Raw genomic sequence first — 24,359 nt, 5'->3', positions numbered from 1 at the left:
GAAACGTGAAGTGGTTCAACACTCGATGGATATCAAGTTCGCCCACCGCTTGTCTTATAAACAAGCCCGATTGACTGTGCTGGTCGGTTTCGTCTTGGGAACCTTGCTCAGTCTGATCCAAATCGGCATTGATTATGCCAGCGAAGACGCATCCATCAACCGTGAAATACGCTCGTTGCTCGAAATCAGCCACAACCCCGCGTCACGTATCGCCTACAACATCGACGCCGAACTGGCGCAAGAGCTGACCCTGGGCCTGCTGCAATCCCCTGCGATCATCCGCGCCCGTCTGGTCGATAACAACGGTGTGGTACTGGCTGACGTCAATCGGCCACGCAAGGAAAGTACCTACCGCCCCATCAGCGATTTCCTGTTTGGTGCCAATCGCCAGTTTGAAGACCGACTGTTCCTCAGCCACATGCCCAACGAATCCCTCGGCGAATTGCACCTCGACGTCGATACCTACGCGTTCGGCAGCCGATTCCTGCGCCGCGCCGAAATCACCTTGCTCAATGGCTTTGCCCGCAGCCTGCTGCTGACCGGGATCCTGCTCGCCCTGTTCTACGTGATGCTGACCCAACCGCTGGTGCGCATCATCCACGCCCTGAGCACCAGCAAGCAGACGCGCCTGGATTGCCCGCCCGGCCACGAGCACGACGAAATCGGCGTGCTGGTGAACGTCGCCAACCAGCAATTTGAAAACATGGAAACCGAGATCCAGCAGCGCCGCCACGCCGAAGACCGCCTCACCGAATACCTGGGGCAACTGGAACATATCGTCTCGGCCCGCACCCTGGAACTCAAGACCAGCAATCAGCGCCTGAGCCAATCCAATGAGGAGCTGGAGGCGGCGAAGGTCAACGCCCTGGGCATGGCCCAAGCCAGGGCCGCGTTCCTGGCCAACATGAGCCATGAAATCCGCACGCCGCTCAATGGCTTGCTGGGTATGATCGCCCTTAGCCTGGACAGCCCGCTGACCGCCGAACAGCGCCAGCAACTGTCGATAGCCCATGACTCGGGCAAGGTGCTGGTGGAGTTGCTCAACGACATTCTCGACCTGTCCAAGTTTGACGCCGGCCAGTTGGAGCTGGAGTCGATCCCGTTCGACCTGGGCTCGTTGGTGGAAGATACCGCGAACCTGCTGTCGCAGAACGCCGCCTCAAGCGTGGAACTGACCTGCCTGATCGACCCGCAGTTTCCGGCCCAGGTGATCGGTGACCCGACACGCGTGCGGCAGATCGTCAGCAATTTGTTGTCCAACGCGCTGAAATTCACACGCTTTGGCCGTGTGGACGTGCGCCTGAGCACCCACAATGGCCAAGTCAGGATCGAGGTGTGTGACACCGGTATCGGCATTGCCCAGGAAGCGCAGGTGAAGATCTTCCAGCCCTTTACCCAGGCCGGCGCAGGCATCACCCGCCAGTTTGGCGGCACCGGGCTGGGCCTGGCCCTGACCCACAACCTGTGCGAAGCGATGCGCGGGCGCTTGAGCATCAGTTCAGAAGTCGGCTTCGGCAGCCAGTTCTGCGCCGAATTACCGCTGCCCACACATTTACCGGCGGTTCAGCAGGCGCCTCTGCAAGGCAAGGTGATCGCCATTACCAGTGCCGGCAGCGGCCTGGCGGAATTGCTCACCACCTTGCTGCCACATTGGGGGCTCACGCCACGCTGCTATCCCCGCGATGCCGACTTGGGCGGGCAAAGCCCCGATCTGTTGATCACTGACTGCCCCGAATGCCTGTTCCGCCTGCGCCCGACGATCAGCGCCCCGATCCTGTTGGTCACCGCCTATGGCAACTTCATGCCCAGTGAAGAAGTCGCCGCCCTGGCGCCGTTGCAGCAACAGGCGCGCCCGTTGAGCCGCACTGCGCTGTACCAGATCCTGCATCGCAACCTGCGCAGCGACACGCAACCGTACCTTGACCCGATCCAGATCGAGACCCCACCCCTCGCGCAGCGGGCACGCATCCTGCTGGTAGAGGACAATCCGGTCAATCAACTGGTGGCCAAGGGCATGCTGAGCAAGCTGGGCTGTGAAGTGGTGATCGCCGCCCATGGTGGCGAAGCGCTCAAGTTCCTTGAGGAACAGCGCTTTGACATGGTGCTGATGGACTGCAACATGCCGGTCATGGATGGCTACGAGGCCAGCCGGCAGATCCGCCGCAGCGGGCGCTGGCCGGACCTGCCCATCGTGGCCTTGACCGCCAATGCCCTGGCCGAAGAACGCGAACGTTGCCGAGCAGCGGGGATGAATGACTACCTGGCCAAGCCATTCCGTCGTGAAGAGCTCAATGGCCTGCTGGATCTGTGGGTGCCGAGGACGACAAGTCTTTGATCTGCGCCAGCAGTTGGTCCAGGCCATCGCGCAGGGCATCGGCCTGGTTCAGGTCGACGCCGCTGTCGCACAGCAAGCGGGTTTTCAAGGCGTGGGCCTGCCCCTTCAACTGCGCGCCCGCCTCGCTCAGGCTCAAATGCACCTCACGCTCGTCCCGTGCACTGCGCTGACGCCGCACCAGCCCGAGTTGCTCCAGGCGCTTGAGCAGGGGCGTGAGCGTGCCCGAATCGAGCATCAACCGCTGCCCCAGCGCCCGCACCGTGGGCAGGGCCGGGGCCGCCGCGTGCCATTCCCACAGCACCAGCATGGCCAGATACTGCGGATAGGTCAGGCCGAGCTGATCGAGCATGGGCTTATAGGCACGGGTCACGGCGCGGGAAGCGGCATAGAGCTTGAAGCACAGCTGATGGTCGAGGGCGAGGGAGACGGTCATTTGAGCAGGGCTTCGATCTCTTGGGTCAGGTCCTGGGGCTTGGTGGTCGGGGCGAAACGCTTGACCACCTGGCCGTCGCGACCGATGAGGAACTTGGTGAAGTTCCACTTGATGCCTTTGGAGCCGAGCAGGCCTGGCGCTTGCTGTTTCAACTGGACGAACAACGGGTGGGCATCGTTGCCATTGACGTCGATTTTCTTGAACAAGGGGAAACTGACGCCGAAATTCAGCTCGCAGAACTCGGAAATCGCCCCTTCGTTACCCGGTTCCTGCTTGCCGAACTGGTTGCAGGGAAACCCCAATACCACCAGCCCCTGGTCCTTGTAGGCCTGCCAGAGTTGCTCCAGACCCTTGTACTGCGGGGTGAAGCCACATTTGCTGGCGGTGTTGACCACCAGGATGGCCTTGCCGGCGAAATCGGCCAAGGTTTTTTGCTCACCCTTGATGGTGGTGCAAGGGATGCTCAGCAGGGGATTGCTCATGGCAGTGCCTCGATGACAAAGGAGGAAAGAGGCTGAAAGATAGCTTCCAACTCAATTGCACGCAATTTAATCATGCATTCCTGTCGTGCTAGCGCGGCACGAAATCGAGGCACACCGAGTTGATGCAGTAACGCAAGCCCGTCGGCGGCGGGCCGTCCGGGAACACGTGGCCCAAGTGGGCATCGCATTTGGCACAGGTCACTTCAGTGCGGATCATGCCGTGGCTGACGTCACGGATCTCGATCATCGCACTCTCGGCAATCGGTTCGTAGAAGCTCGGCCAGCCGCAGCCTGCATCGAACTTGGTGCTGGAATCGAACAGCGGCTCATTGCAGCAGATGCAGTGATAAACGCCGTCGGTGGTGGTGGCATTGTATTTGCCGGAAAACGGGCGCTCAGTGCCTTTGAGCCGACACACCTGATACTGCGCCGGGTCGAGCATTTCCCGCCATTCCTCAAGGGTTTTCTGCAACTTTTCCATCGATACACCTCGGCAACTGAAAAACCCTGATCTGTATCTTTTCCGTAGATCAGGTGGCACGTATGATTGCGCCTCTTCAAAACGCCAGTCTGGCACCCGCGCCATCGGCATTCAAACGTATTTATGGGGGCGGGCCCCGCAGGATTCGCAGTACGGTTGTGTCCACGCCGTCTGGATCGTTCATTTTCAGGATCACATCGCCATGCAGGTCAGCAAATCGAACAAGCTCGCCAACGTCTGCTACGACATTCGCGGCCCGGTGCTCAAGCACGCCAAGCGTCTGGAAGAGGAAGGCCATCGCATCCTCAAGCTGAACATCGGCAACCCGGCACCCTTTGGTTTCGAAGCACCGGACGAAATCCTCCAGGACGTGATCCGCAACCTGCCGACGGCGCAGGGCTACAGCGACTCCAAGGGCCTGTTCAGCGCGCGCAAGGCGGTGATGCAGTACTACCAGCAGAAACAGGTCGAAGGTGTCGGCATCGAGGACATCTACCTGGGCAATGGTGTGTCCGAGTTGATCGTGATGTCCATGCAGGCCCTGCTCAACAATGGCGACGAAGTGCTGGTGCCGGCTCCGGACTACCCGCTGTGGACCGCCGCCGTGACCCTGGCCGGCGGCCACCCGGTGCACTACCTGTGTGACGAAGGCGCCGACTGGTTCCCGGACCTGGCCGACATCAAGGCCAAGATCACCCCGAACACCAAGGCTTTGGTGATCATCAACCCGAACAACCCGACCGGCGCGGTGTATTCCAAGGAAGTGCTGCTGGGCATGCTGGAACTGGCGCGCCAGCACAACCTGGTGGTGTTCTCGGACGAAATCTACGACAAGATTCTCTACGACGACGCCGTACACGTATGCACCGCCTCCCTGGCGCCGGACCTGCTGTGCCTGACCTTCAACGGCCTGTCCAAGTCCTACCGCGTGGCGGGTTTCCGTTCCGGCTGGATCGCGATCTCCGGTCCCAAGCACAACGCCCAAAGCTACATTGAAGGCATCGACATGCTGGCCAACATGCGCCTGTGCGCCAACGTGCCGAGCCAGCACGCCATCCAGACCGCCCTGGGCGGCTACCAGAGCATCAACGATCTGCTCCTGCCCCAGGGGCGCCTGCTGGAGCAGCGCAACCGCACATGGGAACTGCTCAACGCCATCCCAGGCGTGAGCTGTGTGAAACCGATGGGCGCGCTGTACGCCTTCCCACGCATCGACCCGAAAGTCTGCCCGATCTTCAACGACGAGAAATTCGTGCTCGACCTGTTGCTGTCGGAAAAGCTGCTGGTGGTCCAGGGCACGGCGTTCAACTGGCCGTGGCCGGATCACTTCCGTGTAGTGACCTTGCCGCGTGTGGATGACCTGGACATGGCCATTGGTCGCATCGGCAACTTCCTCAAATCCTATCGCCAGTAACGACAATGACGCTGTACGACCGGGAATAGGTCGTACAGCGATTATCTGGCAACACTTCTCTACCCTTTTATCCCGCTTCCCTGTCTCGGCCCCCCATAAAGCGCTCAGCCCCCTATAATTACGGGGCGCGACGGCACAGGCATAACGATCAAGGCGGGCTTTAGGGATCGGAAAATCCCTTCAAGACTCTACATTCAGGCTGTAGGACACAGTTTGAAATAGTCGCTCGGTTGAATAGCCCCAAGCCGCACCTTATATACCCCGCAGTACGCGACATATTTAGCATGAGGAGAACTCTACAACCATGATGCGCATCCTGCTGTTCTTGGCCACTAACCTGGCGGTCGTGCTGATTGCCAGCATCACCCTGAGCCTTTTCGGCTTCAACGGGTTCATGGCGGCCAACGGGGTTGACCTGAACCTCAATCAGCTGCTGGTTTTCTGTGCGGTCTTTGGTTTTGCCGGCTCGCTGTTCTCGCTGTTCATCTCCAAGTGGATGGCGAAGATGAGCACCAGCACCCAAGTCATCACCCAGCCACGCACCCGGCATGAGCAATGGTTGCTGCAGACCGTCGAGCAATTGTCCCGCGAGGCCGGTATCAAGATGCCGGAAGTCGGGATCTTCCCGGCCTATGAAGCCAACGCCTTTGCCACCGGCTGGAACAAGAACGACGCGCTCGTTGCAGTGAGCCAGGGCATGCTGGAACGCTTCTCGTACGACGAAGTGAAGGCGGTGCTGGCCCACGAGATCGGCCACGTGGCCAACGGTGACATGGTCACCCTGGCGCTGGTCCAGGGCGTGGTGAACACCTTCGTGATGTTCTTCGCACGGATCATCGGCAACTTCGTCGACAAGGTGATCTTCAAGAACGAAGAAGGCCGCGGCATTGCCTATTACGTGGCGACCATCTTCGCCGAACTGGTGCTGGGCTTCCTGGCCAGTGCGATCACCATGTGGTTCTCGCGCAAACGCGAATTCCGCGCAGACGAAGCCGGTGCGCGCCTGGCGGGTACCGGGGCGATGATTGCAGCACTGCAACACCTGCGCTCCGAACAGGGCCTGCCGGTGCACATGCCGGACAGCTTGACGGCCTTTGGCATCAACGGCGGTATCAAACAGGGCATGGCTCGCCTGTTCATGAGCCACCCGCCGCTGGAAGAGCGGATCGACGCACTGCGTCGTCGGGGCTGACAGGCCACGAGTGTCACCAAAAGGGGCGATTTGATCGCCCCTTTTTTGTGGCTGCTTATATCGCCATCGCAGGCAGCTCCCACAGGGGAATGCGATCAAAATGTGCGGGCGGCGGTGCGACGATTCGACTTGCCCGCGATGGCGCCAGCCAATTCAGCGCTTGACCAACTGATACACGCGCTCTTCAAGGCGCGTAACGCCGTCCTGCACAAACTTCCAACTCTCACCCAGGATGTCCTGCTCTTGCAGCACCTGCAGCGTCCAGTACTCGCCTAGCAGCAGCTGCACCTCTTCATCCGTCACCGCGAACGGAGGACCCGCCTTCTGCACTTGCTCGTAGTCCAGGGTAATCAACAAACCCTGGCAGCCTGCTGGCAGCAACGTATTCAGATGATCGATGTAGCGCGCCCGCATCAGCGGCGGCAAGGCAATCAACGCCGCGCGATCATAGAGCGCCGTGCAATCCGCCAGCACCTCGGCATCCAACGCGAAGAAATCGCCACACCAAATCTCGATCGAATCTGCCTGATACACCTTGAACACACCCCGCGCGGTGATGCGCGGCGTGAGATTCTGCTCACTGAAGAACGCCTCAACCGCCTGCTCCGACAGCTCCACACCCAATACCCGCAGGCCTTGGCTGGCCAGCCACATCAAGTCCAGGCTCTTGCCACACAGGGGCACCAGCACCTTGGCGCCTTCAGCCAATGGCGGCCAGTGCCGTTGCAGGTACGGGTTGACCTCAGGCAAGTGAAAGCCGATCTGATTCCGCGCCCAGCGCTCCTGCCAAAACTTGGGTTCCATGGACACCCCCGAAAATTCGATCAAATTGCGCTAAAACTTATATTAGATTTAGATCAATGATCTGATTGAAGATGGCTCCATGTTAACGCTCAGGACCCTACTTATGTTCCCCAGCCTGTTTATCTCCCACGGTTCGCCCATGCTCGCCCTGCAACCCGGCGCCAGCGGCCCTGCCCTTCAGCGCCTGGCTGCCGAAATGCCGCGACCGAAGGCGATTGTCGTGGTCTCGGCACACTGGGAAAGCCAGGAGCTGCTGGTCAGCGGCAGCGCCGCACCAGAAACCTGGCATGACTTCGGCGGCTTCCCCCGCGAACTGTTCGCGGTGCAGTACCCGGCACCGGGCGACCCGCAACTGGCCGGCGAGATTGTCGAATTGCTGCACACCGACGGCCTGAATGCACGTATCGATGAGCGCCGCCCTTTCGACCACGGCACCTGGGTGCCGCTGTCGCTGATGTACCCCGCGGCAGACATTCCGGTGGTGCAGGTATCGTTGCCCAGCCGCATGGGCCCTGCCCTGCAGACGCGGGTCGGACATGCCCTCGCCGGCTTGCGCGGGCAAGGCGTGCTGTTGATCGGCTCGGGCAGCATCACTCACAACCTGGGTGAGCTGGACTGGCACGCCGGGCCGGAAAGCATCGAGCCGTGGGCACGGGAGTTTCGCGATTGGATGGTGGAAAAGCTGGCCGCCAACGATGAGGCCGCGCTGCATGATTATCGGCGCCAGGCACCGCATGCAGTACGTAGCCACCCGAGTGATGAGCACCTGTTGCCGCTGTACTTCGCGCGCGGCGCCGGCGGGGATTTCAGCATCGCGCACCAGGGCTTCACCATGGGTGCCTTGGGCATGGACATCTACCGGTTTGGCTGACACAGATCACAATGTGGGAGCGGCGGTTGACCCGAAATCGAGCAGGCAAAAAAAATCCCCGAACCAGTCGGGGATTTTTTATGTGCGATCAATCAGCCCAGGGGCGGATCAATCTTCGCGGTAGCGACGCAGTTTGAGCTGCTTACCGGCAACGCGAGTGTCTTTCAGCTTGGCCAGCAGTTTTTCCAGACCGTCTTCCGGCAGCTCCACCAGGGAGAAGCTGTCACGGACCTGGATGCGACCGATGGCTTCACGCGCCAGGCCACCCTCGTTCAGGATAGCGCCCAGCAGGTTCTTGGCCGCGATACCATCACGCGCACCCAGCGCGGTACGGCAACGAGCACGACCTTCAGCCAATGGAACCGGAGCACGACGCTCACGATCACCACGGTCTGGACGGTCGCCGGAACGCTCTGGACGATCACCGCGTGGCGCGCTGTTCGGAACCAGTGGACGTTCTTTCTCGATGGCAGCCAGGGTCAGGGCTTGACCGTTGGTCGCTTTGCGCAGCAGAGCTGCAGCCAGGGCACGAGGGGTGCAACCGATATCGGCGGTCAGGCGGTCCAGCAGGTCGCCGTGGGTCGATTCAGCGTCAGCCACCAGTGGTGCCAGGCTGTTGGTCAGTTTCTTGATGCGCGCATCCAGGACAGCCTGGGCGTCCGGCAGGCGGACTTCGGCAACTTTCTGACCAGTCACACGCTCGATCACTTGCAGCATGCGGCGCTCACGTGGAGTCACCAGCAGCAGAGCACGACCTTCGCGACCCGCACGGCCGGTACGGCCGATACGGTGAACGTAGGACTCTGGATCGTAAGGCATGTCAACGTTGAACACGTGGGTGATACGTGGAACGTCGAGACCACGAGCGGCAACGTCGGTCGCTACAACGATGTCCAGACGGCCATCCTTGAGGGAGTCGATTACGCGCTCACGTTGGTTCTGGGCGATGTCACCGTTCAGCGCAGCGGCTTTGTAGCCTTTGGCTTCCAGGGCACTGGCCAGGTCCAGGGTCGCTTGCTTGGTACGCACGAACATGATCAGGGCGTCAAAGTCTTCGACTTCCAGCAGGCTCAATACAGCCGAGGTCTTCTGGTCAGCGTGAACCAACAGGTGAGCCTGTTCGATCGCGGTAACGGTCTGAGTCTTGGTCTGGATCTTCACGTGCTCTGGGTCACGCAGGTGACGCTCGGCAATGGCACGGATCGACTGTGGCAGGGTAGCCGAGAACAGTACGGTCTGACGGGTCGGTGGCAGCGCCTTGAAGATGACCTCCAGGTCATCCATGAAGCCCAGCTTCAACATTTCGTCAGCTTCGTCGAGAACCAGGTGGTTCACGGTCGACAGGACTTTTTCGTCACGACGCAGGTGGTCGCACAGACGGCCCGGCGTGGCGACAACGATCTGTGCGCCATTACGGATTGCTTTCAGTTGTGGGCCCATAGGCGCGCCGCCGTAAACGGCCACAACGGTTACGCCTGGCATTTGCTTGGCATAGGTTTCGAAAGCGGTTGCTACTTGCAGCGCCAACTCACGGGTTGGCGCAAGGATCAGGGCTTGCGGTTCGCGCTTGGCAGGATCGATGCAGTGCAGGATAGGCAGGGCGAACGCGGCGGTTTTACCGGTACCGGTTTGCGCCTGGCCAATCATGTCCTTGCCGGCCATGATGATCGGGATCGATTGCTGCTGAATCGCCGAAGGCTCTTCGTAGCCAGTCGCTGCGACGGCTGCAAGGATATTCGGGTTCAGATTAAAAGCGGCGAAGCCGCCGGTTTCCTGGGTCATGGGTCTGCCTCTAAGTGCATCCGCAAAGACCCATGCTCCAAAGCTGCGCATGCCGTGTTGAGACTCAAGAGTCGCCCTGGCTGCTTTGTCGGCGGGGATTTGCGAAAACGAATGAAAGAAAAAAGATTCGTCAAGGGAGAGTCCGCTGTGCGGACGTGCAGCCGAAGCTGACTTCGGGGAATTGCGCTACCTAAACGCGGCCCGGTTAAAGGCCGGCGCGCACTATACCGGAAATACCTGAAAAAGGGAGCTTTTTTTATCGCAAAGCACCGATAAACCGCAGCGTGTCACAGTCTTTGCAGATAACTCCCACAGGGTCTATTTTTCAAAGGCCCGGCCCTGCTGGTCATAACGCTTAAACGGTTCACCCAACCACCAAGACCCTTTGGTCCGAAACCTAGCTTGCGCCCGAGGGCACACCCGATGAATCAAGCCAGCAGCAGTCGCGTCAGCCGTGCACTCCAGGGCCATGTCTTGCTCCTGGGCCTGGATCGGGTGGCGAAACGCAACGCCTTTGACCTGGATTTGCTCAACGAGCTGAGCCTGGCTTATGGCGAATTTGATCGAAATGACGATGCGCGGGTCGCCGTGGTGTTTGCCCACGGCGACCACTTCACCGCCGGCCTCGACCTGGCGAATGTCAGCGCGGTGATGGCTGGCGGCTGGCAACCGCCGCTGGGGGGATGTGATCCCTGGGGCGTGTTCGCCGGCCCACGGGTGGGCAAACCCGTGATCGTTGCCGCCCAGGGTTACTGCCTGACTATCGGGATCGAGCTGATGTTGGCGGCCGACATCAACCTGTGCGCAAGCAATACGCGCTTTGCGCAGATGGAAGTACAGCGTGGGATCTTTCCGTTTGGCGGCGCGACATTGCGCTTCCCGCAGATCGCCGGTTGGGGCAACGCGATGCGCTGGTTGCTCACCGGGGATGAGTTCGACGCCCATGAAGCGTTGCGCCTGGGCCTGGTGCAGGAAGTGATGGCCAGCGAAGACTTGCTGCCACGCGCCATCGAGTTGGCCAATCGCATTGCGCGCCAGGCGCCACTGGGTGTACAGGCGACATTGATGTCGGCACGCCTGGCGCGGATGGAAGGCGAAGCCGTGGCGGCGCAGGCGTTGCCGCCGATGGTGGATAAACTGCTCAACAGCGAAGATGCCAAGGAAGGTGTGAAAGCGATGATCGAGAAGCGGCCGGGGGTGTTTAAAGGCATTTAGTTGCCGACAGTGATGGCCTCTTCGCGGGCAAGCCCGCTCCCACACTTAACCGCGTACATCCCTTGGGATGCGGTTGAATGTGGCAGCGGGCTTGCCCGAGAAGGCGTCGGCACAGACACCTAAGTCGCCGGCCGGATCGCCTTGATCAACGCCTGCAACGAGTACCCCAACCGCGGCGCCAGGGCCTCGGCACGGGCCGTCAACGCCTGCATGTCCAATAGCTGGTCCAACTCCGAAGGCACCAGCAAAATCACATTGCCCTCCTTCACCGGCAGTTCCCAATAATGCCGGTGGTACAAGCCACGCAACAATGCCGCGCCCAGCGGCTTGCCATCATCGGTGGCCCACTGGTTGATCACCAGCCAGCCGCCAGGGTTGAGCTTCTTCTGGCAATTTTCCAGAAAGGTCCAGGCCAGGTGTCCGACGCCGGGGCCGACATCGGTATACAGGTCGACGAAAATCAGATCGGCCGACTCAGCGGTCTCCAGCAGTTGCAAAGCGTCGCCAATGCGGATGTACAGGCGCGGATCGTCGTCCAACCCCAGGTACTCGATGGCCAGACGCGGCACATCGGGGCGCAGCTCGATGGCTTCCACATCTTCCAGCGGTAAGAACTTGAGACATGCCTGGGTCAGCGTACCCGCGCCCAAACCAAGGAACAGCGCACTCTCCGGCTGTTCATGGCACAACGCGCCAATCAGCATCGCGCGGGTGTAGTCGTATTCCAGCCAGCTCGGGTCGGCCGTGAACACGCAGCTTTGCTCAATGGCGTCGCCAAATTCGAGAAACCGGTAATCGGCCACTTCGAGCACACGGATCATGCCGAAATCATCATGGACTTCGGCCAGCAGGCGCTCGACACGCTCCTCGCTCATCACTACTCCTAAAGGCTTGGCTACACGGCAAAGGCGCGATTGTCGGCCAACCGGCGGCAACAGGTCACGCACTAATTGCTGATAACATTGGCGCCCACCGTCAATCAGCCAATCGAGTTCAAGATGAGCCAACCCTGGAGCCCCGACAGCTGGCGCGCCCTGCCGATCCAGCAACAACCCCAGTACCCGGACGCTGCACACTTGCTGCAAGTGGAGCAGAACCTGGCCAGCTACCCGCCGCTGGTGTTTGCCGGGGAAGCCCGCGAGTTGCGCCGTCAGTTTGCCGAAGTGACCCAGGGCCGCGCCTTCCTGCTGCAGGGTGGCGACTGCGCCGAAAGCTTCGCCGAGTTCTCTGCCGCGAAAATCCGCGACACCTTCAAGGTGCTGCTGCAAATGGCCATCGTGATGACCTTCGCCGCCGGCTGCCCGGTGGTGAAAGTCGGGCGCATGGCCGGCCAGTTCGCCAAGCCGCGCTCGGCCAACGATGAAACCATCGACGGCATCACCCTGCCCGCCTACCGGGGCGACATCGTCAACGGTATCGGCTTCGACGAAAAAAGCCGCGTGCCGGACCCGGACCGCCTGCTGCAGTCCTACCACCAGTCCACCGCCACCCTCAATTTGTTGCGCGCGTTTGCCCAAGGCGGTTTCGCCGACCTGCACCAGGTGCACAAGTGGAACCTGGACTTCATTGCCAACTCTGCCCTGGCGGAAAAATACAGCCAACTGGCCGACCGCATCGACGAAACCCTGGCGTTCATGCGCGCCTGTGGCATGGACAGTTCGCCGCAACTGCGCGAAACCAGCTTCTTCACCGCCCACGAAGCGCTGCTGCTCAACTACGAGCAAGCCTTCGTACGCCGCGACAGCCTGACCAACGACTACTACGACTGCTCGGCCCACATGCTCTGGATCGGCGACCGCACCCGCCAGCTGGACGGCGCCCATGTCGAGTTCCTGCGCGGCGTGAACAACCCGATTGGGGTCAAGGTCGGCCCGAGCATGAACCCCGACGACCTGATCCGCCTGATCGACATCCTCAACCCGGACAACGACCCCGGCCGCCTCAACCTGATCGCGCGCATGGGCGCCGGCAAGGTCGGCGACCACCTGCCAAACCTCATCCGCGCCGTACAGCGCGAGGGCAAGCAGGTGCTGTGGAGTTCCGACCCGATGCACGGCAACACCATCAAGGCCAGCAGCGGCTACAAGACCCGCGACTTTGCGCAGATCCTTGGCGAAGTGAAGGAGTTCTTCCAGGTGCATCAGGCCGAGGGCACTTATGCCGGCGGGATTCATATCGAGATGACCGGGCAGAACGTCACCGAATGCATCGGCGGTGCACGGCCGATTACCGAAGATGGGTTGTCGGACCGTTATCACACCCACTGTGATCCGCGGATGAATGCGGACCAGTCGTTGGAGTTGGCGTTTTTGATTGCCGAGACCTTGAAGCAGGTCAAGCGCTGAGATTTTAGTTGCCTGGGCTGACGCCTTCCCAGGCTCGCCCGCTCCCACATTTTGATTTGTGAACACGCTCAACTGTGGGAGCGGGCTTGCCCGCGAAGAGGCCCTAGAGGCCGACACCTATACTGATCATTGCCGCCCTCAACCGCACCGCACTCGCCCGCTGGCAATTCAACTGCACCCGCTCCAGCCCCAGCCAATCCGCCATCTGCCGCAAGTTCAGCGCCAGCGCCAACATCCCCTGCTCATCCAGCCCCGGCTCTTCTTCATGCACCGCATGCACCGCCAGCCGACCATTGGCGCGTTCGGCACGCAGGTCAACACGCGCAGCAATCCGCTCGTTGTGCAAAAACGGCAGCACGTAGTAGCCGTACACCCGCTTCTGCTGGGGCGTGTAAATCTCCAATCGATAACGGAAATCGAACAGCCGCTCGGTGCGGCTGCGCTCCCAGATCAGCGAGTCGAACGGCGACAGCAAAGCACTGGCCGAGAGCTTGCCGGGTACTTTCGACTCGGGCAGGCAGTACGCCGGTTGTTTCCAGCCCTGCACCTGGCAGACGAGCAATTGGCCGTCTTCCACCAGTTCGGCCAGACGATGGCGGCTGTCGGCGGGGTCCAGGCGGAAGTAATCGCGCAGGTCTTTTTCGGTGCCCACACCGAGTGCGGTGGCGCTGTGCAGCAGCAAGCCGCGCTGGGCTTCGGCTTCGCCGACAGTCGCTTGCAGGATCTCGCCGGGAATGACGCGCTCCGGCAAATCATACAGACGCTCAAACCCGCGCCGACCGGCAACCGTGACCAGCCCGGCGGCGAACAGCCATTCCAGCGCGTGCTTTTCGTCACTCCAGTCCCACCATGGGCCAGCGCGCTCTTCGCGGGTGGACAAGCTGCCCGCGCCGACGGCGCCCTGCTGTTCGACCGTCTTGAGCACGCGCTGGATGATCGCCTGTTGCTCCCGCCCAAAACGCGCCATCTGCGCGTAAATCCCCTGCCCTTGCTGCGCCCGCTGCATGCGCCAGCGCAACAACGGATACAGCGCCATCGGCAGCAGCGAGGCCTCATGCCCCCAGTATTCAAAGAGTGAACGGCGGCGCCCCTGGCTCCAGGCCGCTTGCTCAAGCAGCGACGGGGAGTAACTGCCCAAGCGGGAGAACAGCGGCAGGTAATGGGAGCGCACCACGGCGTTGACCGAATCGATCTGTAACACACCGAGGCGCTCGATCAAGCGGTTGAGGTGCGCGGGCTTGATCTGTGCAGGCGCCTGGCGCCCGGAAAATCCCTGGGCGGCCAGTGCCATGCGTCGAGCTTGCTTGAGTGAAAACGATAGGTCGGCGGGCATGGGACTCTCCGTGTGGGCGCCCCCTTACCCTACTGCATCCACGGTCATTTTCGCAGCGGGTCTTGCCAGTCGTGCAGACGGCGCTCGTGCTCAACGTCGGCGCGACTGAGACCAATGTCCTTGAGCGCGTCATCGCTCAAACTCGCCAATACCTGGCGTTCCTGCCAACGGTGCAGTGCGTTCAGCACACCGCAAAAGGGTCGCTTCGCCATCAGCACAAAACCTTTTTGACCTTTCATCTTCTCGCCCTCCCTTGGGGATGGCGCAAGTGTGTGCCCGGCCTTATGATCAATCCAACGAATGTTTCTTATGCAATACATCTCAGAGATTGATCAATTGTCCGCCTACCCAAGCATCGACACTGAAGTGCTACGCACCTTCGTCGCAATCGCCGAGCAGGGCGGATTCACCCGTGCCGGCGAGCACGTAAACCGCACCCAGTCGGCGGTGAGCATGCAAATGAAGCGCCTCGAAGAAGACGTGTTGCAGCGCAAGCTGTTCGAGCGCGATGGCCGGCAGGTGCGGCTGACGCCGGAGGGCCAAGTGCTGCTGGGTTATGCGCGACGCATCCTCAAGCTGCACAGCGAGGTGTTCAACACCCTGCGCGAGCCGCATATGGTCGGACTGGTGCGCATCGGCACACCGGACGACTACGTGATGCGCTTCCTGCCGGGGATTCTCAAGCCGTTTTCCAAGGCCTATCCGCTGATCCAGATCGAAATGCACTGCGAATCGTCGACGGTGCTGATGCAGCGCCGGGACCTGGCATTGACCGTGATCAGCCGCGAGCCGGGTAATGAAATGGGGGAACTGCTGCGCACCGAACGTATGGTCTGGGCCGCCGCACCCTGCTTTTGCACGGATGAGCACGACACCTTGCCCCTGGCGATTTCTGGCGACGATTGCCTGTACACCCAATGGGCCCGCTCCGCCCTGGAAGTCGCCGGGCGCGATTATCGCCTGGCCTACCACAGCACCAATGGCGCGGCGATCCAGGCCGTGGTCAGCGCCGGCCTGGCGGTGATGATCAGCATGGAAAGCCTGGTGACCGAAGACCTTCGCGTGCTCGGCAACGAAGAAGGATTCCCACCCTTGCCGTCGATGAATCTGCACTTGCTGCGTAACCCGCTGATGGCCTCGCCCATCACCGAATGCCTGGCCGAGTACATCATCGAAGGTTTCAAACTTTAAACATCAACATCACCGCACACACCACCAGGAAACCGCAGAACAGCCCGCGCAGCAGCCGTTCCGGCATGGCGTGGGCGACTTTCACCCCCCAACTGATGCTGAGCAGCCCCCCCACCGCCAGAGGCACGCCGATCAGCCAATCCACCTCCTGGTGCCAGGCGTAGGTCACCAGGGTCACGCCGGTGCTGGGCAATGCCAGGGCCAGGGACAACCCCTGGGCGACGACCTGGGAAGTGCCGAACAGGCTAGTCAACACAGGCGTCGCAATCACCGCACCGCCCACACCAAACAGACCGCCCATGGACCCGGACGCCGCGCCCAGGACACCGAGCCATGGCCAGCTGTAGCGCATCTCGGCACTCGGCGGCGCGTTGCGTGTGAACATGCGCAACAGGTTGTAGGCCGACAGTGCCAACAGGAAGGCGATAAAACCGAGGCGCATCGCCCCGGCATCCAGGCCCACCGCCCAGATCGAACCCAGCCACGCAAAGCTGAACCCCATGATCCCCAGCGGCAGTGCATGGCGCAGTTGAATGCGGTTGCGTTGATGGTACCGCCACAGCGCCAGCATCACGTTGGGTACCACCATCACCAAGGCCGTGCCTTGGGCGATCTGCTGGTCCAGGCCGAAAAACACCCCCAGCACCGGGATGGCAATCAGCCCGCCACCAATGCCGAACAGACCACCCACGGTGCCCAAGGCCACGCCCAATACCAAGTACATCGCTAAATCCAACACCGCTCGCCACTCCACAATCCCAAGACCTCCATGCTACGCAGTCGGCTATGGCACGGAAACGCACAGCAACGCACAATGGCTGTGCCGATCTCGCATAAGCACTCGCCATGAACCCAAATATCCTGACTGACCAACTGAGCCTGTTTCTCGATGTGCTGGAGACCGGCAGCTTCTCCGCCGCCGCACGCCGCCATCCATTGACGCCCTCGGCGGTGGCGCGGCGTATCGACAGCCTGGAAAGCTCGGTGGGCAGCCGCCTGTTCCAGCGCAGCACCCACGCCGTGGTGCCCACCCCGGCGGGCCTGGCGTTTGCCGAGCGGGCGCGGCGGATTGTCAGCGAGTTGCAACTGGCCCGGGCCGAAGCGGTGTCCCTGAGCCATGCACCGGAAGGCCTGATTCGGGTGGATGCGCCGGCGGCGTTTGGGCGTCGGCATCTGGCGCCGGTGATTGCGGACTTCCTGAATGTGTACCCCGGGCTGGATGTGCACCTGCACCTGATCGACAGCTTTGTGGACATGCAGGGTGCGCACTTGGGCAAGGTCGACCTGGTGCTGCGTGCCGGGCATATCGTCGACACCCGGCTGATCGCCACGCCCCTCGCCAGTATCGTACGTATCGCCTGTGCCAGCCCGGCCTACCTGAAAAACCGCGGTACGCCGACCCACCCCCGCGAATTGAGTGACCATGACGGGCTCGACTGGGATGGCCTGGCCCCCATATTCGCCTGGCGTTTCGAGCTGGATGGGCGCCGCGCGACCTATCGCCCGCAGCGCATCCGCATGAGTGCGAACAATGCCGAAGCCCTGCTCTCCGGTGCCCTGGCCGGATTGGGCATCGCACACCTGCCCACCTGGCTGGCCAGCGAATATCTGGTGCGCGGCGAACTCGTACCGCTGTTTTGTGAAGGCGGCTTGCCGAGCCCGGAGACCACCGGGATCTATGCGCTGCGCCTGGAACAACAGCCCAACGCGCGCAGCCGATTATTGCTGGAATACCTGAAAACCCGTTTCAGCCCGGTGCCGCCCTGGGACCTGGCACTGCAAAGCGGCTTGATCTGACTGCCTGGGCAGAATTATCTGGCGCATTAAACATTCGCCCGCTAGATTCCAGCCCAGACATGTTTTTTTAAGGCACCGCCATGAGCAAAAACCCCGCCCCGTGCGAATCCCTGCTGCTGGATAACCAGCTGTGCTTCGCCCTGCACTCCACATCGCTGCTGATGACCAAGGTTTACAAGCCAATGCTGCAAGCCCTTGGCCTGACCTATCCGCAATACCTGGCCATGATGGTGCTGTGGGAAGAGGATGGATTGACCGTCGGCGAAATCAGCAGCCGCCTGCTGACTGATCCGGGCTCCCTCACGCCGCTGCTCAAGCGCCTGGAAGCCGAGGGATTGCTGAGCCGCACACGCAGCCGTGAGGATGAACGGGTGGTGGTGGTGGAACTGACCGACGCCGGGCGCGCTTTGCAGGAGAAAGCCATGGGCATTCCGCAGTGCATCCTCGGTGCCAGCGGCCTGGAGTTGGCGCAGTTGCGCAAATTGCAGGCTGATCTGATTGCGCTGCGCAGCAACCTGCAAGCCAACGTCTGAAACGGTAGACCAGCCACCCAGCAGCCAAATGTGGAAGCTGCCTTGTGTGGGAGCGGGCTTGCTCGCGAATGCGTTGGGTCAGTCACTTGATGAGTAGCTGGCAGGCCGCATTCGCGAGCAAGCCCGCTTGTAAACGCACATTGGGTTCCCGTGGTTTCTGGAAATAATTTGCAAATTTATCTTGCGCGCAAAACATTAGCGCTATACATTCGCCTCACCAACTACTTAGCGCGCAAACATTTTGCGCAATTAAACCAAGAGGACGACACCATGCAAACTCTCTACACCGCAGTAGCCACCGCCACCGGCGGCCGTGATGGTCGTGCGGTTTCCAGCGACAATATCCTCGACGTCAAACTCTCCACCCCCAAGGAATTGGGCGGTGCCGGTGGCCAGGCGACCAACCCTGAGCAACTGTTCGCGGCCGGCTACTCGGCGTGCTTTATCGGTGCACTGAAATTCGTCGCCAGCCAGACCAAACGCAAAATTCCGGATGACGCTTCGATCACGGCCCATGTGGGCATCGGTCAAATCCCCGGTGGTTTTGGCTTGGACATCGACCTGCACATCAGCCTGCCAGGCCTGGATCAGGACGATGCGCAAAGCCTGGTCGACGCCGCCCACCAGGTGTGCCCGTACTCCAACGCCACCCGTGGCAATGTGGATGTGCGCCTGCACGTCACCGTCTGACCTAAACGGCGCCCATAAAAAAACCCGACTCAGAGTCGGGTTTTTTTCGTATCGGCGGGGCCAGAATTACTTCTTGGCGCGACCTTTGTACGAACCGCCTTCGCGGGTGTCGATCTCGATCAGGTCGTCGATTTCGATGAAATCGGCTACTTGCAGCTCGGTACCGTTAGCCAGCTTGGCCGGCTTCATGACCTTGCCCGAAGTGTCGCCGCGAGCGGAACCTTCGGTGTAGGCAACTTTACGCACGATGGTGGTCGGCAGCTCTACGGAAACCAGACGGTCTTCGAAGAAGATTGCTTCGCAAACGTCGGTCATGCCTTCTTCCACGAACGGCAGAACGGCTTCGATGTCTTCAGCGTTCAGCTCGTACATGGTGTAGTCAGTGGTGTCCATGAACGTGTAGGTGTCGCCGCTGATGAAGGACAGGGTCGCTTCTTTGCGGTCGAGGATCACGTCGTCCAGTTTGTCGTCGGCGCTGTAAACGATCTCGGTCTTGTAACCGGTCAGCAGGTTCTTCAGCTTGGTCTTCATGATTGCGCTGTTACGACCAGACTTGGTGAACTCAGCTTTCTGAACCAGCCAAGGGTCGTTTTCGAGACGGATCACTGTACCGGGTTTCAGTTCTTTACCAGTTTTCATTGCATATATCCGAAATTTGGATGGGATTTACAAAATTCAAGGTGGCGTATCATATCCAACTTTCATAAAACTGTACCAGCGCCGTCGCAAGATCGGCCTGCAAGGCCTGTTCCAGACACCAGGATTCGGCATGCTGGTTGAGCTCGGGCCAATGCTCCGCAAGCATTTTCCAGCACAGCGCCATGTCGCCATCCGTGTTCCAGGCCTGCCACAACGCGATCAACGCGGCCCGGGCGGCCGGTGATAATGCGGCGGTGTACAGTTCCAGGAAGGCATCGAGCTTGTCCAGATGAATGTCTTCGTCCTGCCGATAGATGTGCCACAACAACGGCCGGCCGGCCCATTGGGCACGCACGAACGAGTCTTCGCCGCGCACCGCGTTGAAATCGCAGCACCACAGCAGGCGGTCGTATTGCGCCTGGCGGACGAACGGCAGCACCTGCACCGTCAGGGCATCGCGCTGATGGACGTCGCCCACCGCCAGGCCCTCGGCCCCCAGCCAACGCTGCACATCGCCGAGGATGCGCCCTTCCGGCACCAATAGATGAGTGGCATGCCCACCCGTCGATAACACGTCCAGCCAAGCGGCGAGCCCGGCGTTTTCGTAGGCAAACAGCGAGATCAGGCGTGCGCCCGCAACTGGAACAACCCCCATATCATGTAGGAATTGATGCTGCGCAGCGGTGTCCTGCTGAAACGCCCGACGCTGCTCCAGTAATCCAGCTTCACGCAACAAGCCTCCCGTACCAGGGCGGAAGCCGGGAAAGAAGAAGTACTTCTGCACGCCCTTGAACTTCACCGAAGGCAAGCGATGGCAACCCACCACCCAGTCTTCGGCACTCAGGTAATCCAGGTTCATCCATAACGGCGGGCGCTCACGCTCAGCCATGGCTTCCATATAGTCGGGCGGCAATTGGCACGCGAACGCGGCAATCACCACATCCGCCGCCGTCGCGCCCGTCCACTCGGCCGGCCAATGGCGCACTTCGACGCCTGCCTGGGATTGCTGATCGCGTTGCACATCAATCTCGGGGCACATGCGCTCGAAGGCACGCAAGTCATCGACCCAAAGACGCACATCACAGCCGTGCTCCGCCACCAGTTGCCGGGCCAGGCGCCAGGTCACGCCGATGTCGCCGTAGTTGTCGACGACGCTGCAAAAAATATCCCAGCGGGCTTTCATTCCGGGCTCCAACGCTCAAAGGCTCGATTGTCCGCATAAATGCGCCGATGCAGAAGGCTTGATCGCGATTATTCTGCACAGTGGCTGTGCGACAATCGCCGCCACGCCGCAAATGCCTGCCAGGAGGCCGCCATGTCTGATCGTCCGTTGTCGCTGTTCAAGCTCAGTGCCGCCATCGCGTTTGGCGTCTGGCTGGGGTTTATCGCCATTGCGTTGACCGCCTGGCTGGCGTCGCGCTATCTGTTCCCGCAGAGCCTGGCGCCAGTGGCACAAGCGGTCGAGCAATTGGGCAAGCCTGCAGTGGTGGCGCCTGAACCGCCGAATCGCATGTTCGAACAGTATCAACAGAACCTGCACAAGCAGGAACAGCAGCAAACCCTGGATCAGGCCCGTAACAATGCGCGCAACCTGTCCAACCCCAAATGCCAGTTCTGGCTGCAACAGGACCAGAACGCCCCCAACGAAAAGTCTCGGGCCAATGTCCTGCAATTCTGCGATTGATGACCATGAATAAACACGCCGTCCACCACTTGATCCTGGAAAAGCTCAACGTCGACCTCGACATCGCCAGACGTGCTGCGCAAACCGCCTACGAAACCGCGACCCACGAAGAAAACATCGCCGAGAACAAATACGACACCCTGGGGCTGGAAGCGTCCTACCTGGCGGCCGGACAAGCCAAGCGTGTCGAAGAGATCAAGCAGGCACTGACCCTGTGCCAAAACCTGCAACTGCGCGGGTACGATGATCAGCGGGGTATTGAAGTCGGCACGCTACTGGGCCTGGAAGACGAGAACGGTCGCCAGCAATGGCTGTTCCTGGCGCCGGACGCGGCGGGTTTGAAAGTGGACGTGGTGGGGCAGCCGGTGACCGTCATCACCCCGCGCTCGCCGCTGGGCAAAAGCCTGCTGGGCAAGTTCGAAGGCGATGAGGTGGAGATTCTGGTAGCGGGCGCTCGGCAACTGTTTGTGGTTACCGAGGTTAAATAAGCCACATCAGGCGACAAGTTTGATGTGGCGAGGGAGCTTGCCGCTGTGCTGCGAAGCGGCCCCCTCCCCCTTGCGGTTTCAGTGGACGGGCAGTTCAACACCTTCGAACAGCTCTTCCAGTTCCTGCTTGTTGTGGCACTGGATCGCCTTGGCCATGACTTCGCGGGTCAGGTGCGGCGCGAACTTCTCGATGAAGTCGCACATGAAACCCCGCAGGAAGGTGCCACGACGGAAGCCGATCTTGGTCACGCTGGACTCGAACAGCTCGCTGGCATCAAGCACAACCAGGTCTTTATCCAGGTTGGTGTCGACCGCCATCTTGGCGACGATACCCACGCCCAGGCCCAGGCGCACGTAAGTCTTGATCACGTCGGCGTCGGCCGCAGTGAACACCACTTTGGGCGTGAGGCCACGGTGGCTGAAAGCCTCGTCGAGCTTGGAACGGCCGGTGAAACCGAACACATAAGTCACGATCGGGTATTCAGCCAGGGCTTCCAGGGTCAACTTCGGCAGCTTGGCCAGCGGGTGACCCTGCGGCACCACCACGCAACGGTTCCAGCGGTAGCACGGCATCATCACCAGGTCACCGAACAGCTCCAGGGCTTCGGTGGCGATGGCAAAATCGACGGTGCCGTCAGCGGCCATCTCGGCGATCTGCATCGGCGAACCCTGGTGCATGTGCAGCGCCACGTCCGGGTATTGCTTGATGAAATCACGGATCACCGGCGGCAGCGCATAACGTGCCTGGGTGTGCGTGGTTGCGATGGAAAGCGTGCCCTTCTTCTCGTTGGAGAATTCCTGGGCGATCTGCTTGATGCTTTCGACTTTGCGCAGGATCTCGCCGGCAGTTGTGATGATGCGCTCGCCGGCCGGGGTTACACGGGTCAGGTGCTTGCCGCTGCGGGCGAATACTTCAACGCCCAACTCGTCTTCGAGCAGGCGGATCTGCTTGCTGATACCAGGTTGCGAGGTGTAAAGGCTTTGAGCAGTAGCGGAAACGTTGAGGTCGTGGTGCGCCACTTCCCAGATGTAGCGCAGTTGTTGAAGCTTCATATGTATCCCTCAAAGCAGATAGACGCCACGGGTATCAGCGACGGTATATAACTATATTAAAGGTTTGATGGATAAATCTAGAACTTTTTATCGACATCCAACCATCACACGTCATCACTGCGTCGACGTTGTAACGAGGGCACCAGGTAAACCGGCACCGTAGACAGTTGCAGCACCCGCGCGGCAGTCCGCCCAAGCGGGGTGGCCGTCGCGGTTGCATGGCTGTGACTACCTACGATCAGCAGATCCACGGAAAGTTTGCGCAACTGGTCGAGTATCACCTCGCACGGGTCCCCCTGGATCACTCGGACCAGGCGGATCAATTTCAGGTCTTGCTCGCCGTCTCCCAGTTCCTCGCGAAAACTGTCCAGCACCCGCTGTTCGATCGTCGCCATCACTGTGGTCAGGCCCTGGCTTTGCCACTCGCTCAGGGCCTGCTCATCAAGGTAGCTCTGCAACACCGATTCGGCGAACAGCCCGATGGGCTCGACCACGTGAATCACATACAGATCCGCTTTGAACGTTCGCGCCAGCGCCAGTGCATGTTGCATCACATAGGGCGCATACAGACCGAGGTCCGTGGCGTACAGCATCGAACGAATCATAGAACCTCCTGGACTGCCAGGATGGCGGAGATTGAATGAGCTTAGCAGCGCATCAACGACTTCGACTGGCTTAGCTCCCGGACTGAACCCTCACCTCATTACTGATGCCATGGGGCACATGCCCGGTGGCCACCACCTCCCTGGCTTTCTCGCAATGACCGGCCTGGTCATCGAAAAAAACATCGGCGGCAAACGCCTCCAGGAACGCGGATTTCTCCAGCCCACCAAGAAACAACGACTCGTCCAGACGAATATCCCACTCACGCAAGGTACGAATCACCCGCTCATGGGACGGTGCCGAACGGGCGGTGACCAGCGCCGTGCGGATCGGGCAGGACTCGTCCGGGAACTCACGCTGCAACAAATTGAGCGCCGCCAAAAAGCCCTTGAAAGGCCCCCCGTGCAAAGGCTGACGCGCCGACTCACGCTCGTTGGCCTGGAACGCTTCCAGGCCGCCAGCCTGATATACACGCTCCGACTCATCGGAAAACAGCACTGCATCACCGTCGAAGGCAATGCGCAGTTCATCACTCGACGCCCGTCGTGCGCCGCCCGACAAAATCGTCGCCGCAGCAAAACCGGCATCGAGTGCACTGCGCACGTCTTCAGCATGGGTCGAAAGAAACAGATGACAACCAAAGGCGGCCAAATAAGGATAAGGACTACGCCCGCCGACGAAAGCGGCGCGGGAAATATCCAGACCATAGTGCTGGATCGAATTGAACACCCGAAGGCCAGTGTCGGCACTATTGCGGGAAACCAACACCACTTCGACCCGCGCACGACCGAGGCTGGCGTTGAGGCTCAGCAGCTTCTTGACCAATGCAAAGGCGTCGCCGGGCTCGAGAGGTTCGTCCTCGTGTTCGATCTGATATTTGCGGTAGGCCTCGACCCCTTGGGCCAGATAGACCTTATGGCTGTCGCTCAGGTCGAACAGTGCCCGCGAAGAGATCGCCAGCACCAGTTTGTCGCCCAATCCCTTCGCCATCCTG

26 protein-coding genes are annotated in these 24,359 nt (G+C 60.7%); 12 read left to right on the top strand and 14 right to left on the bottom strand.

From position 1 onward, the window contains the following. The first annotated feature begins 25 nt into the window (after positions 1-25). Positions 26-2,335 carry a hybrid sensor histidine kinase/response regulator gene (locus AC3ISR_RS08840; protein ID WP_489324695.1) on the top strand — a complete coding sequence of 770 codons (2,310 nt, stop codon included), beginning with the start codon at positions 26-28 and terminating at the stop codon, positions 2,333-2,335. Here the strand turns inward: AC3ISR_RS08840 and AC3ISR_RS08835 are convergent. The 3 genes from AC3ISR_RS08835 to msrB all read right to left on the bottom strand — a co-directional run bounded on the left by AC3ISR_RS08835 (position 2,289) and on the right by msrB (position 3,731). Further along, positions 2,289-2,768, bottom strand: a complete 480-nt coding sequence (locus AC3ISR_RS08835) for a MarR family winged helix-turn-helix transcriptional regulator (protein ID WP_192298760.1) — start codon at positions 2,766-2,768, stop codon at positions 2,289-2,291. The genes AC3ISR_RS08840 and AC3ISR_RS08835 overlap by 47 nt on opposite strands. Beyond that, positions 2,765-3,250 carry a glutathione peroxidase gene (locus AC3ISR_RS08830; RefSeq protein WP_226455402.1) on the bottom strand — a complete coding sequence of 162 codons (486 nt, stop codon included), beginning with the start codon at positions 3,248-3,250 and terminating at the stop codon, positions 2,765-2,767. Before AC3ISR_RS08830 ends, AC3ISR_RS08835 begins: the two co-directional genes overlap by 4 nt. An 88-nt stretch (positions 3,251-3,338) precedes the next feature. After that, positions 3,339-3,731, bottom strand: a complete 393-nt coding sequence (gene msrB, locus AC3ISR_RS08825; RefSeq protein WP_226455401.1) for a peptide-methionine (R)-S-oxide reductase MsrB — start codon at positions 3,729-3,731, stop codon at positions 3,339-3,341. Positions 3,732-3,933: 202 nt separating this feature from the next. Here msrB and AC3ISR_RS08820 point away from each other — a divergent pair, with 202 nt between their 5' ends. Together AC3ISR_RS08820 and htpX are read left to right on the top strand one after the other, a co-directional pair. Next, the gene (locus AC3ISR_RS08820) at positions 3,934-5,145 is read left to right on the top strand and encodes a pyridoxal phosphate-dependent aminotransferase (protein ID WP_192298757.1); all 1,212 of its coding nucleotides are present in this window, start codon (positions 3,934-3,936) and stop codon (positions 5,143-5,145) included. Positions 5,146-5,449: 304 nt separating this feature from the next. Then, entirely contained in the window at positions 5,450-6,337 is an 888-nt protein-coding gene (gene htpX / locus AC3ISR_RS08815) for a protease HtpX (RefSeq protein WP_176998241.1), read from the top strand. A 153-nt stretch (positions 6,338-6,490) separates the two neighbouring features. On the opposite strand, the gene AC3ISR_RS08810 is transcribed toward htpX, so the two are convergent. Further along, positions 6,491-7,141, bottom strand: a complete 651-nt coding sequence (locus AC3ISR_RS08810) for a thiopurine S-methyltransferase (RefSeq protein ID WP_489324694.1) — start codon at positions 7,139-7,141, stop codon at positions 6,491-6,493. A 103-nt stretch (positions 7,142-7,244) separates the two neighbouring features. Between AC3ISR_RS08810 and AC3ISR_RS08805 the strand changes: the two genes are divergently transcribed. After that, the gene (locus tag AC3ISR_RS08805) at positions 7,245-8,012 is read left to right on the top strand and encodes a DODA-type extradiol aromatic ring-opening family dioxygenase (RefSeq protein ID WP_489324693.1); all 768 of its coding nucleotides are present in this window, start codon (positions 7,245-7,247) and stop codon (positions 8,010-8,012) included. A gap of 108 nt (positions 8,013-8,120) precedes the next feature. Here the strand turns inward: AC3ISR_RS08805 and AC3ISR_RS08800 are convergent, their stop codons facing one another. Beyond that, entirely contained in the window at positions 8,121-9,794 is a 1,674-nt protein-coding gene (locus tag AC3ISR_RS08800; RefSeq protein ID WP_192298754.1) for a DEAD/DEAH box helicase, read from the bottom strand. Between the two features lie 423 nt (positions 9,795-10,217). Between AC3ISR_RS08800 and AC3ISR_RS08795 the strand changes: the two genes are divergently transcribed. Continuing rightward, positions 10,218-11,009 carry a crotonase/enoyl-CoA hydratase family protein gene (locus AC3ISR_RS08795; protein ID WP_192298753.1) on the top strand — a complete coding sequence of 264 codons (792 nt, stop codon included), beginning with the start codon at positions 10,218-10,220 and terminating at the stop codon, positions 11,007-11,009. Between the two features lie 119 nt (positions 11,010-11,128). Here AC3ISR_RS08795 and AC3ISR_RS08790 read toward each other — a convergent pair whose 3' ends face one another. Then, positions 11,129-11,884 carry a spermidine synthase gene (locus AC3ISR_RS08790; RefSeq protein ID WP_489324692.1) on the bottom strand — a complete coding sequence of 252 codons (756 nt, stop codon included), beginning with the start codon at positions 11,882-11,884 and terminating at the stop codon, positions 11,129-11,131. Between the two features lie 123 nt (positions 11,885-12,007). Here AC3ISR_RS08790 and AC3ISR_RS08785 point away from each other — a divergent pair, with 123 nt between their 5' ends. After that, positions 12,008-13,354 (top strand): class II 3-deoxy-7-phosphoheptulonate synthase, encoded by a 1,347-nt coding sequence (locus AC3ISR_RS08785; RefSeq protein ID WP_192298751.1) that lies wholly within the window; start codon positions 12,008-12,010, stop codon positions 13,352-13,354. Between the two features lie 103 nt (positions 13,355-13,457). On the opposite strand, the gene AC3ISR_RS08780 is transcribed toward AC3ISR_RS08785, so the two are convergent. After that, a complete protein-coding gene (locus tag AC3ISR_RS08780; protein ID WP_489324691.1) occupies positions 13,458-14,687 on the bottom strand; it encodes a winged helix-turn-helix domain-containing protein in 1,230 nt (409 codons plus the stop codon). A gap of 44 nt (positions 14,688-14,731) precedes the next feature. Next, a complete protein-coding gene (locus tag AC3ISR_RS08775; RefSeq protein ID WP_225595463.1) occupies positions 14,732-14,926 on the bottom strand; it encodes a DUF1127 domain-containing protein in 195 nt (64 codons plus the stop codon). 70 nt (positions 14,927-14,996) lie between these two features. On the opposite strand from AC3ISR_RS08775, the gene AC3ISR_RS08770 reads away from it, so the two are divergent. Next, positions 14,997-15,878, top strand: coding sequence for a LysR family transcriptional regulator (locus AC3ISR_RS08770; protein WP_489324690.1), 882 nt, complete (start codon positions 14,997-14,999; stop codon positions 15,876-15,878). Here AC3ISR_RS08770 and AC3ISR_RS08765 read toward each other — a convergent pair. Continuing rightward, a complete protein-coding gene (locus tag AC3ISR_RS08765) occupies positions 15,868-16,617 on the bottom strand; it encodes a sulfite exporter TauE/SafE family protein (RefSeq protein WP_226455396.1) in 750 nt (249 codons plus the stop codon). The two genes, AC3ISR_RS08770 and AC3ISR_RS08765, sit on opposite strands and share 11 nt — an antisense overlap. Positions 16,618-16,724: 107 nt before the next feature. Here AC3ISR_RS08765 and AC3ISR_RS08760 point away from each other — a divergent pair, with 107 nt between their 5' ends. From AC3ISR_RS08760 to AC3ISR_RS08750, 3 genes are all read left to right on the top strand, one after another. After that, on the top strand, positions 16,725-17,675 hold the full coding sequence (locus tag AC3ISR_RS08760; RefSeq protein WP_192298746.1) for a LysR family transcriptional regulator: 951 nt from the start codon (positions 16,725-16,727) through the stop codon (positions 17,673-17,675). Positions 17,676-17,755: 80 nt separating this feature from the next. Continuing rightward, positions 17,756-18,208 carry a MarR family winged helix-turn-helix transcriptional regulator gene (locus AC3ISR_RS08755; RefSeq protein ID WP_463984361.1) on the top strand — a complete coding sequence of 151 codons (453 nt, stop codon included), beginning with the start codon at positions 17,756-17,758 and terminating at the stop codon, positions 18,206-18,208. Between the two features lie 270 nt (positions 18,209-18,478). After that, complete coding sequence (locus tag AC3ISR_RS08750; RefSeq protein ID WP_017734413.1) at positions 18,479-18,898, top strand: organic hydroperoxide resistance protein; 420 nt, start codon at positions 18,479-18,481, stop codon at positions 18,896-18,898. Positions 18,899-18,964: 66 nt separating this feature from the next. On the opposite strand, the gene AC3ISR_RS08745 is transcribed toward AC3ISR_RS08750, so the two are convergent. Further along, on the bottom strand, positions 18,965-19,537 hold the full coding sequence (locus AC3ISR_RS08745; RefSeq protein WP_192298744.1) for an elongation factor P: 573 nt from the start codon (positions 19,535-19,537) through the stop codon (positions 18,965-18,967). Between the two features lie 49 nt (positions 19,538-19,586). Continuing rightward, entirely contained in the window at positions 19,587-20,720 is a 1,134-nt protein-coding gene (gene earP, locus AC3ISR_RS08740) for an elongation factor P maturation arginine rhamnosyltransferase EarP (RefSeq protein ID WP_463984360.1), read from the bottom strand. A 132-nt stretch (positions 20,721-20,852) separates the two neighbouring features. On the opposite strand from earP, the gene AC3ISR_RS08735 reads away from it, so the two are divergent. After that, on the top strand, positions 20,853-21,221 hold the full coding sequence (locus tag AC3ISR_RS08735; RefSeq protein WP_192298742.1) for a hypothetical protein: 369 nt from the start codon (positions 20,853-20,855) through the stop codon (positions 21,219-21,221). Positions 21,222-21,226: 5 nt separating this feature from the next. Continuing rightward, the gene (locus tag AC3ISR_RS08730) at positions 21,227-21,709 is read left to right on the top strand and encodes a GreA/GreB family elongation factor (protein ID WP_192298741.1); all 483 of its coding nucleotides are present in this window, start codon (positions 21,227-21,229) and stop codon (positions 21,707-21,709) included. Positions 21,710-21,787: 78 nt separating this feature from the next. Here the strand turns inward: AC3ISR_RS08730 and cysB are convergent, their stop codons facing one another. From cysB to AC3ISR_RS08715, 3 genes are all read right to left on the bottom strand, one after another. Then, the gene (gene cysB, locus AC3ISR_RS08725; RefSeq protein ID WP_017734418.1) at positions 21,788-22,762 is read right to left on the bottom strand and encodes an HTH-type transcriptional regulator CysB; all 975 of its coding nucleotides are present in this window, start codon (positions 22,760-22,762) and stop codon (positions 21,788-21,790) included. A gap of 104 nt (positions 22,763-22,866) precedes the next feature. Beyond that, positions 22,867-23,367 (bottom strand): universal stress protein, encoded by a 501-nt coding sequence (locus AC3ISR_RS08720; protein WP_192298740.1) that lies wholly within the window; start codon positions 23,365-23,367, stop codon positions 22,867-22,869. A gap of 70 nt (positions 23,368-23,437) precedes the next feature. Continuing rightward, positions 23,438-24,355, bottom strand: a complete 918-nt coding sequence (locus AC3ISR_RS08715; RefSeq protein ID WP_192298739.1) for a 5'-nucleotidase — start codon at positions 24,353-24,355, stop codon at positions 23,438-23,440. Positions 24,356-24,359 lie beyond the last annotated feature (4 nt).

It is taken from the genome of Pseudomonas sp. GL_117, from assembly GCF_057835125.1.
Note: the sequence above shows the minus strand (reverse complement) of the source record. Positions and strands in the feature narration are given on the sequence as shown.

Bases quoted from the DNA above. Each gene is read 5' to 3' on its own strand.
- AC3ISR_RS08720 (WP_192298740.1), bottom strand. From the start codon at position 23,367: ATGATTCGTTCGATGCTGTACGCCACGGACCTCGGTCTGTATGCGCCC.
- AC3ISR_RS08795 (WP_192298753.1), top strand. From the start codon at position 10,218: ATGAATCAAGCCAGCAGCAGTCGCGTCAGCCGTGCACTCCAGGGCCAT.
- earP (WP_463984360.1), bottom strand. From the start codon at position 20,720: ATGAAAGCCCGCTGGGATATTTTTTGCAGCGTCGTCGACAACTACGGC.
- AC3ISR_RS08785 (WP_192298751.1), top strand. From the start codon at position 12,008: ATGAGCCAACCCTGGAGCCCCGACAGCTGGCGCGCCCTGCCGATCCAG.
- AC3ISR_RS08820 (WP_192298757.1), top strand. From the start codon at position 3,934: ATGCAGGTCAGCAAATCGAACAAGCTCGCCAACGTCTGCTACGACATT.
- AC3ISR_RS08775 (WP_225595463.1), bottom strand. From the start codon at position 14,926: ATGAAAGGTCAAAAAGGTTTTGTGCTGATGGCGAAGCGACCCTTTTGC.
- AC3ISR_RS08730 (WP_192298741.1), top strand. From the start codon at position 21,227: ATGAATAAACACGCCGTCCACCACTTGATCCTGGAAAAGCTCAACGTC.
- AC3ISR_RS08835 (WP_192298760.1), bottom strand. From the start codon at position 2,768: ATGACCGTCTCCCTCGCCCTCGACCATCAGCTGTGCTTCAAGCTCTAT.
- msrB (WP_226455401.1), bottom strand. From the start codon at position 3,731: ATGGAAAAGTTGCAGAAAACCCTTGAGGAATGGCGGGAAATGCTCGAC.
- AC3ISR_RS08780 (WP_489324691.1), bottom strand. From the start codon at position 14,687: ATGCCCGCCGACCTATCGTTTTCACTCAAGCAAGCTCGACGCATGGCA.
- AC3ISR_RS08750 (WP_017734413.1), top strand. From the start codon at position 18,479: ATGCAAACTCTCTACACCGCAGTAGCCACCGCCACCGGCGGCCGTGAT.
- AC3ISR_RS08810 (WP_489324694.1), bottom strand. From the start codon at position 7,141: ATGGAACCCAAGTTTTGGCAGGAGCGCTGGGCGCGGAATCAGATCGGC.
- AC3ISR_RS08755 (WP_463984361.1), top strand. From the start codon at position 17,756: ATGAGCAAAAACCCCGCCCCGTGCGAATCCCTGCTGCTGGATAACCAG.
- AC3ISR_RS08805 (WP_489324693.1), top strand. From the start codon at position 7,245: ATGTTCCCCAGCCTGTTTATCTCCCACGGTTCGCCCATGCTCGCCCTG.
- AC3ISR_RS08745 (WP_192298744.1), bottom strand. From the start codon at position 19,537: ATGAAAACTGGTAAAGAACTGAAACCCGGTACAGTGATCCGTCTCGAA.
- AC3ISR_RS08790 (WP_489324692.1), bottom strand. From the start codon at position 11,884: ATGAGCGAGGAGCGTGTCGAGCGCCTGCTGGCCGAAGTCCATGATGAT.
- AC3ISR_RS08735 (WP_192298742.1), top strand. From the start codon at position 20,853: ATGTCTGATCGTCCGTTGTCGCTGTTCAAGCTCAGTGCCGCCATCGCG.
- AC3ISR_RS08840 (WP_489324695.1), top strand. From the start codon at position 26: ATGGATATCAAGTTCGCCCACCGCTTGTCTTATAAACAAGCCCGATTG.
- AC3ISR_RS08800 (WP_192298754.1), bottom strand. From the start codon at position 9,794: ATGACCCAGGAAACCGGCGGCTTCGCCGCTTTTAATCTGAACCCGAAT.
- AC3ISR_RS08830 (WP_226455402.1), bottom strand. From the start codon at position 3,250: ATGAGCAATCCCCTGCTGAGCATCCCTTGCACCACCATCAAGGGTGAG.
- AC3ISR_RS08770 (WP_489324690.1), top strand. From the start codon at position 14,997: ATGCAATACATCTCAGAGATTGATCAATTGTCCGCCTACCCAAGCATC.
- htpX (WP_176998241.1), top strand. From the start codon at position 5,450: ATGATGCGCATCCTGCTGTTCTTGGCCACTAACCTGGCGGTCGTGCTG.
- cysB (WP_017734418.1), bottom strand. From the start codon at position 22,762: ATGAAGCTTCAACAACTGCGCTACATCTGGGAAGTGGCGCACCACGAC.
- AC3ISR_RS08760 (WP_192298746.1), top strand. From the start codon at position 16,725: ATGAACCCAAATATCCTGACTGACCAACTGAGCCTGTTTCTCGATGTG.
- AC3ISR_RS08715 (WP_192298739.1), bottom strand. From the start codon at position 24,355: ATGGCGAAGGGATTGGGCGACAAACTGGTGCTGGCGATCTCTTCGCGG.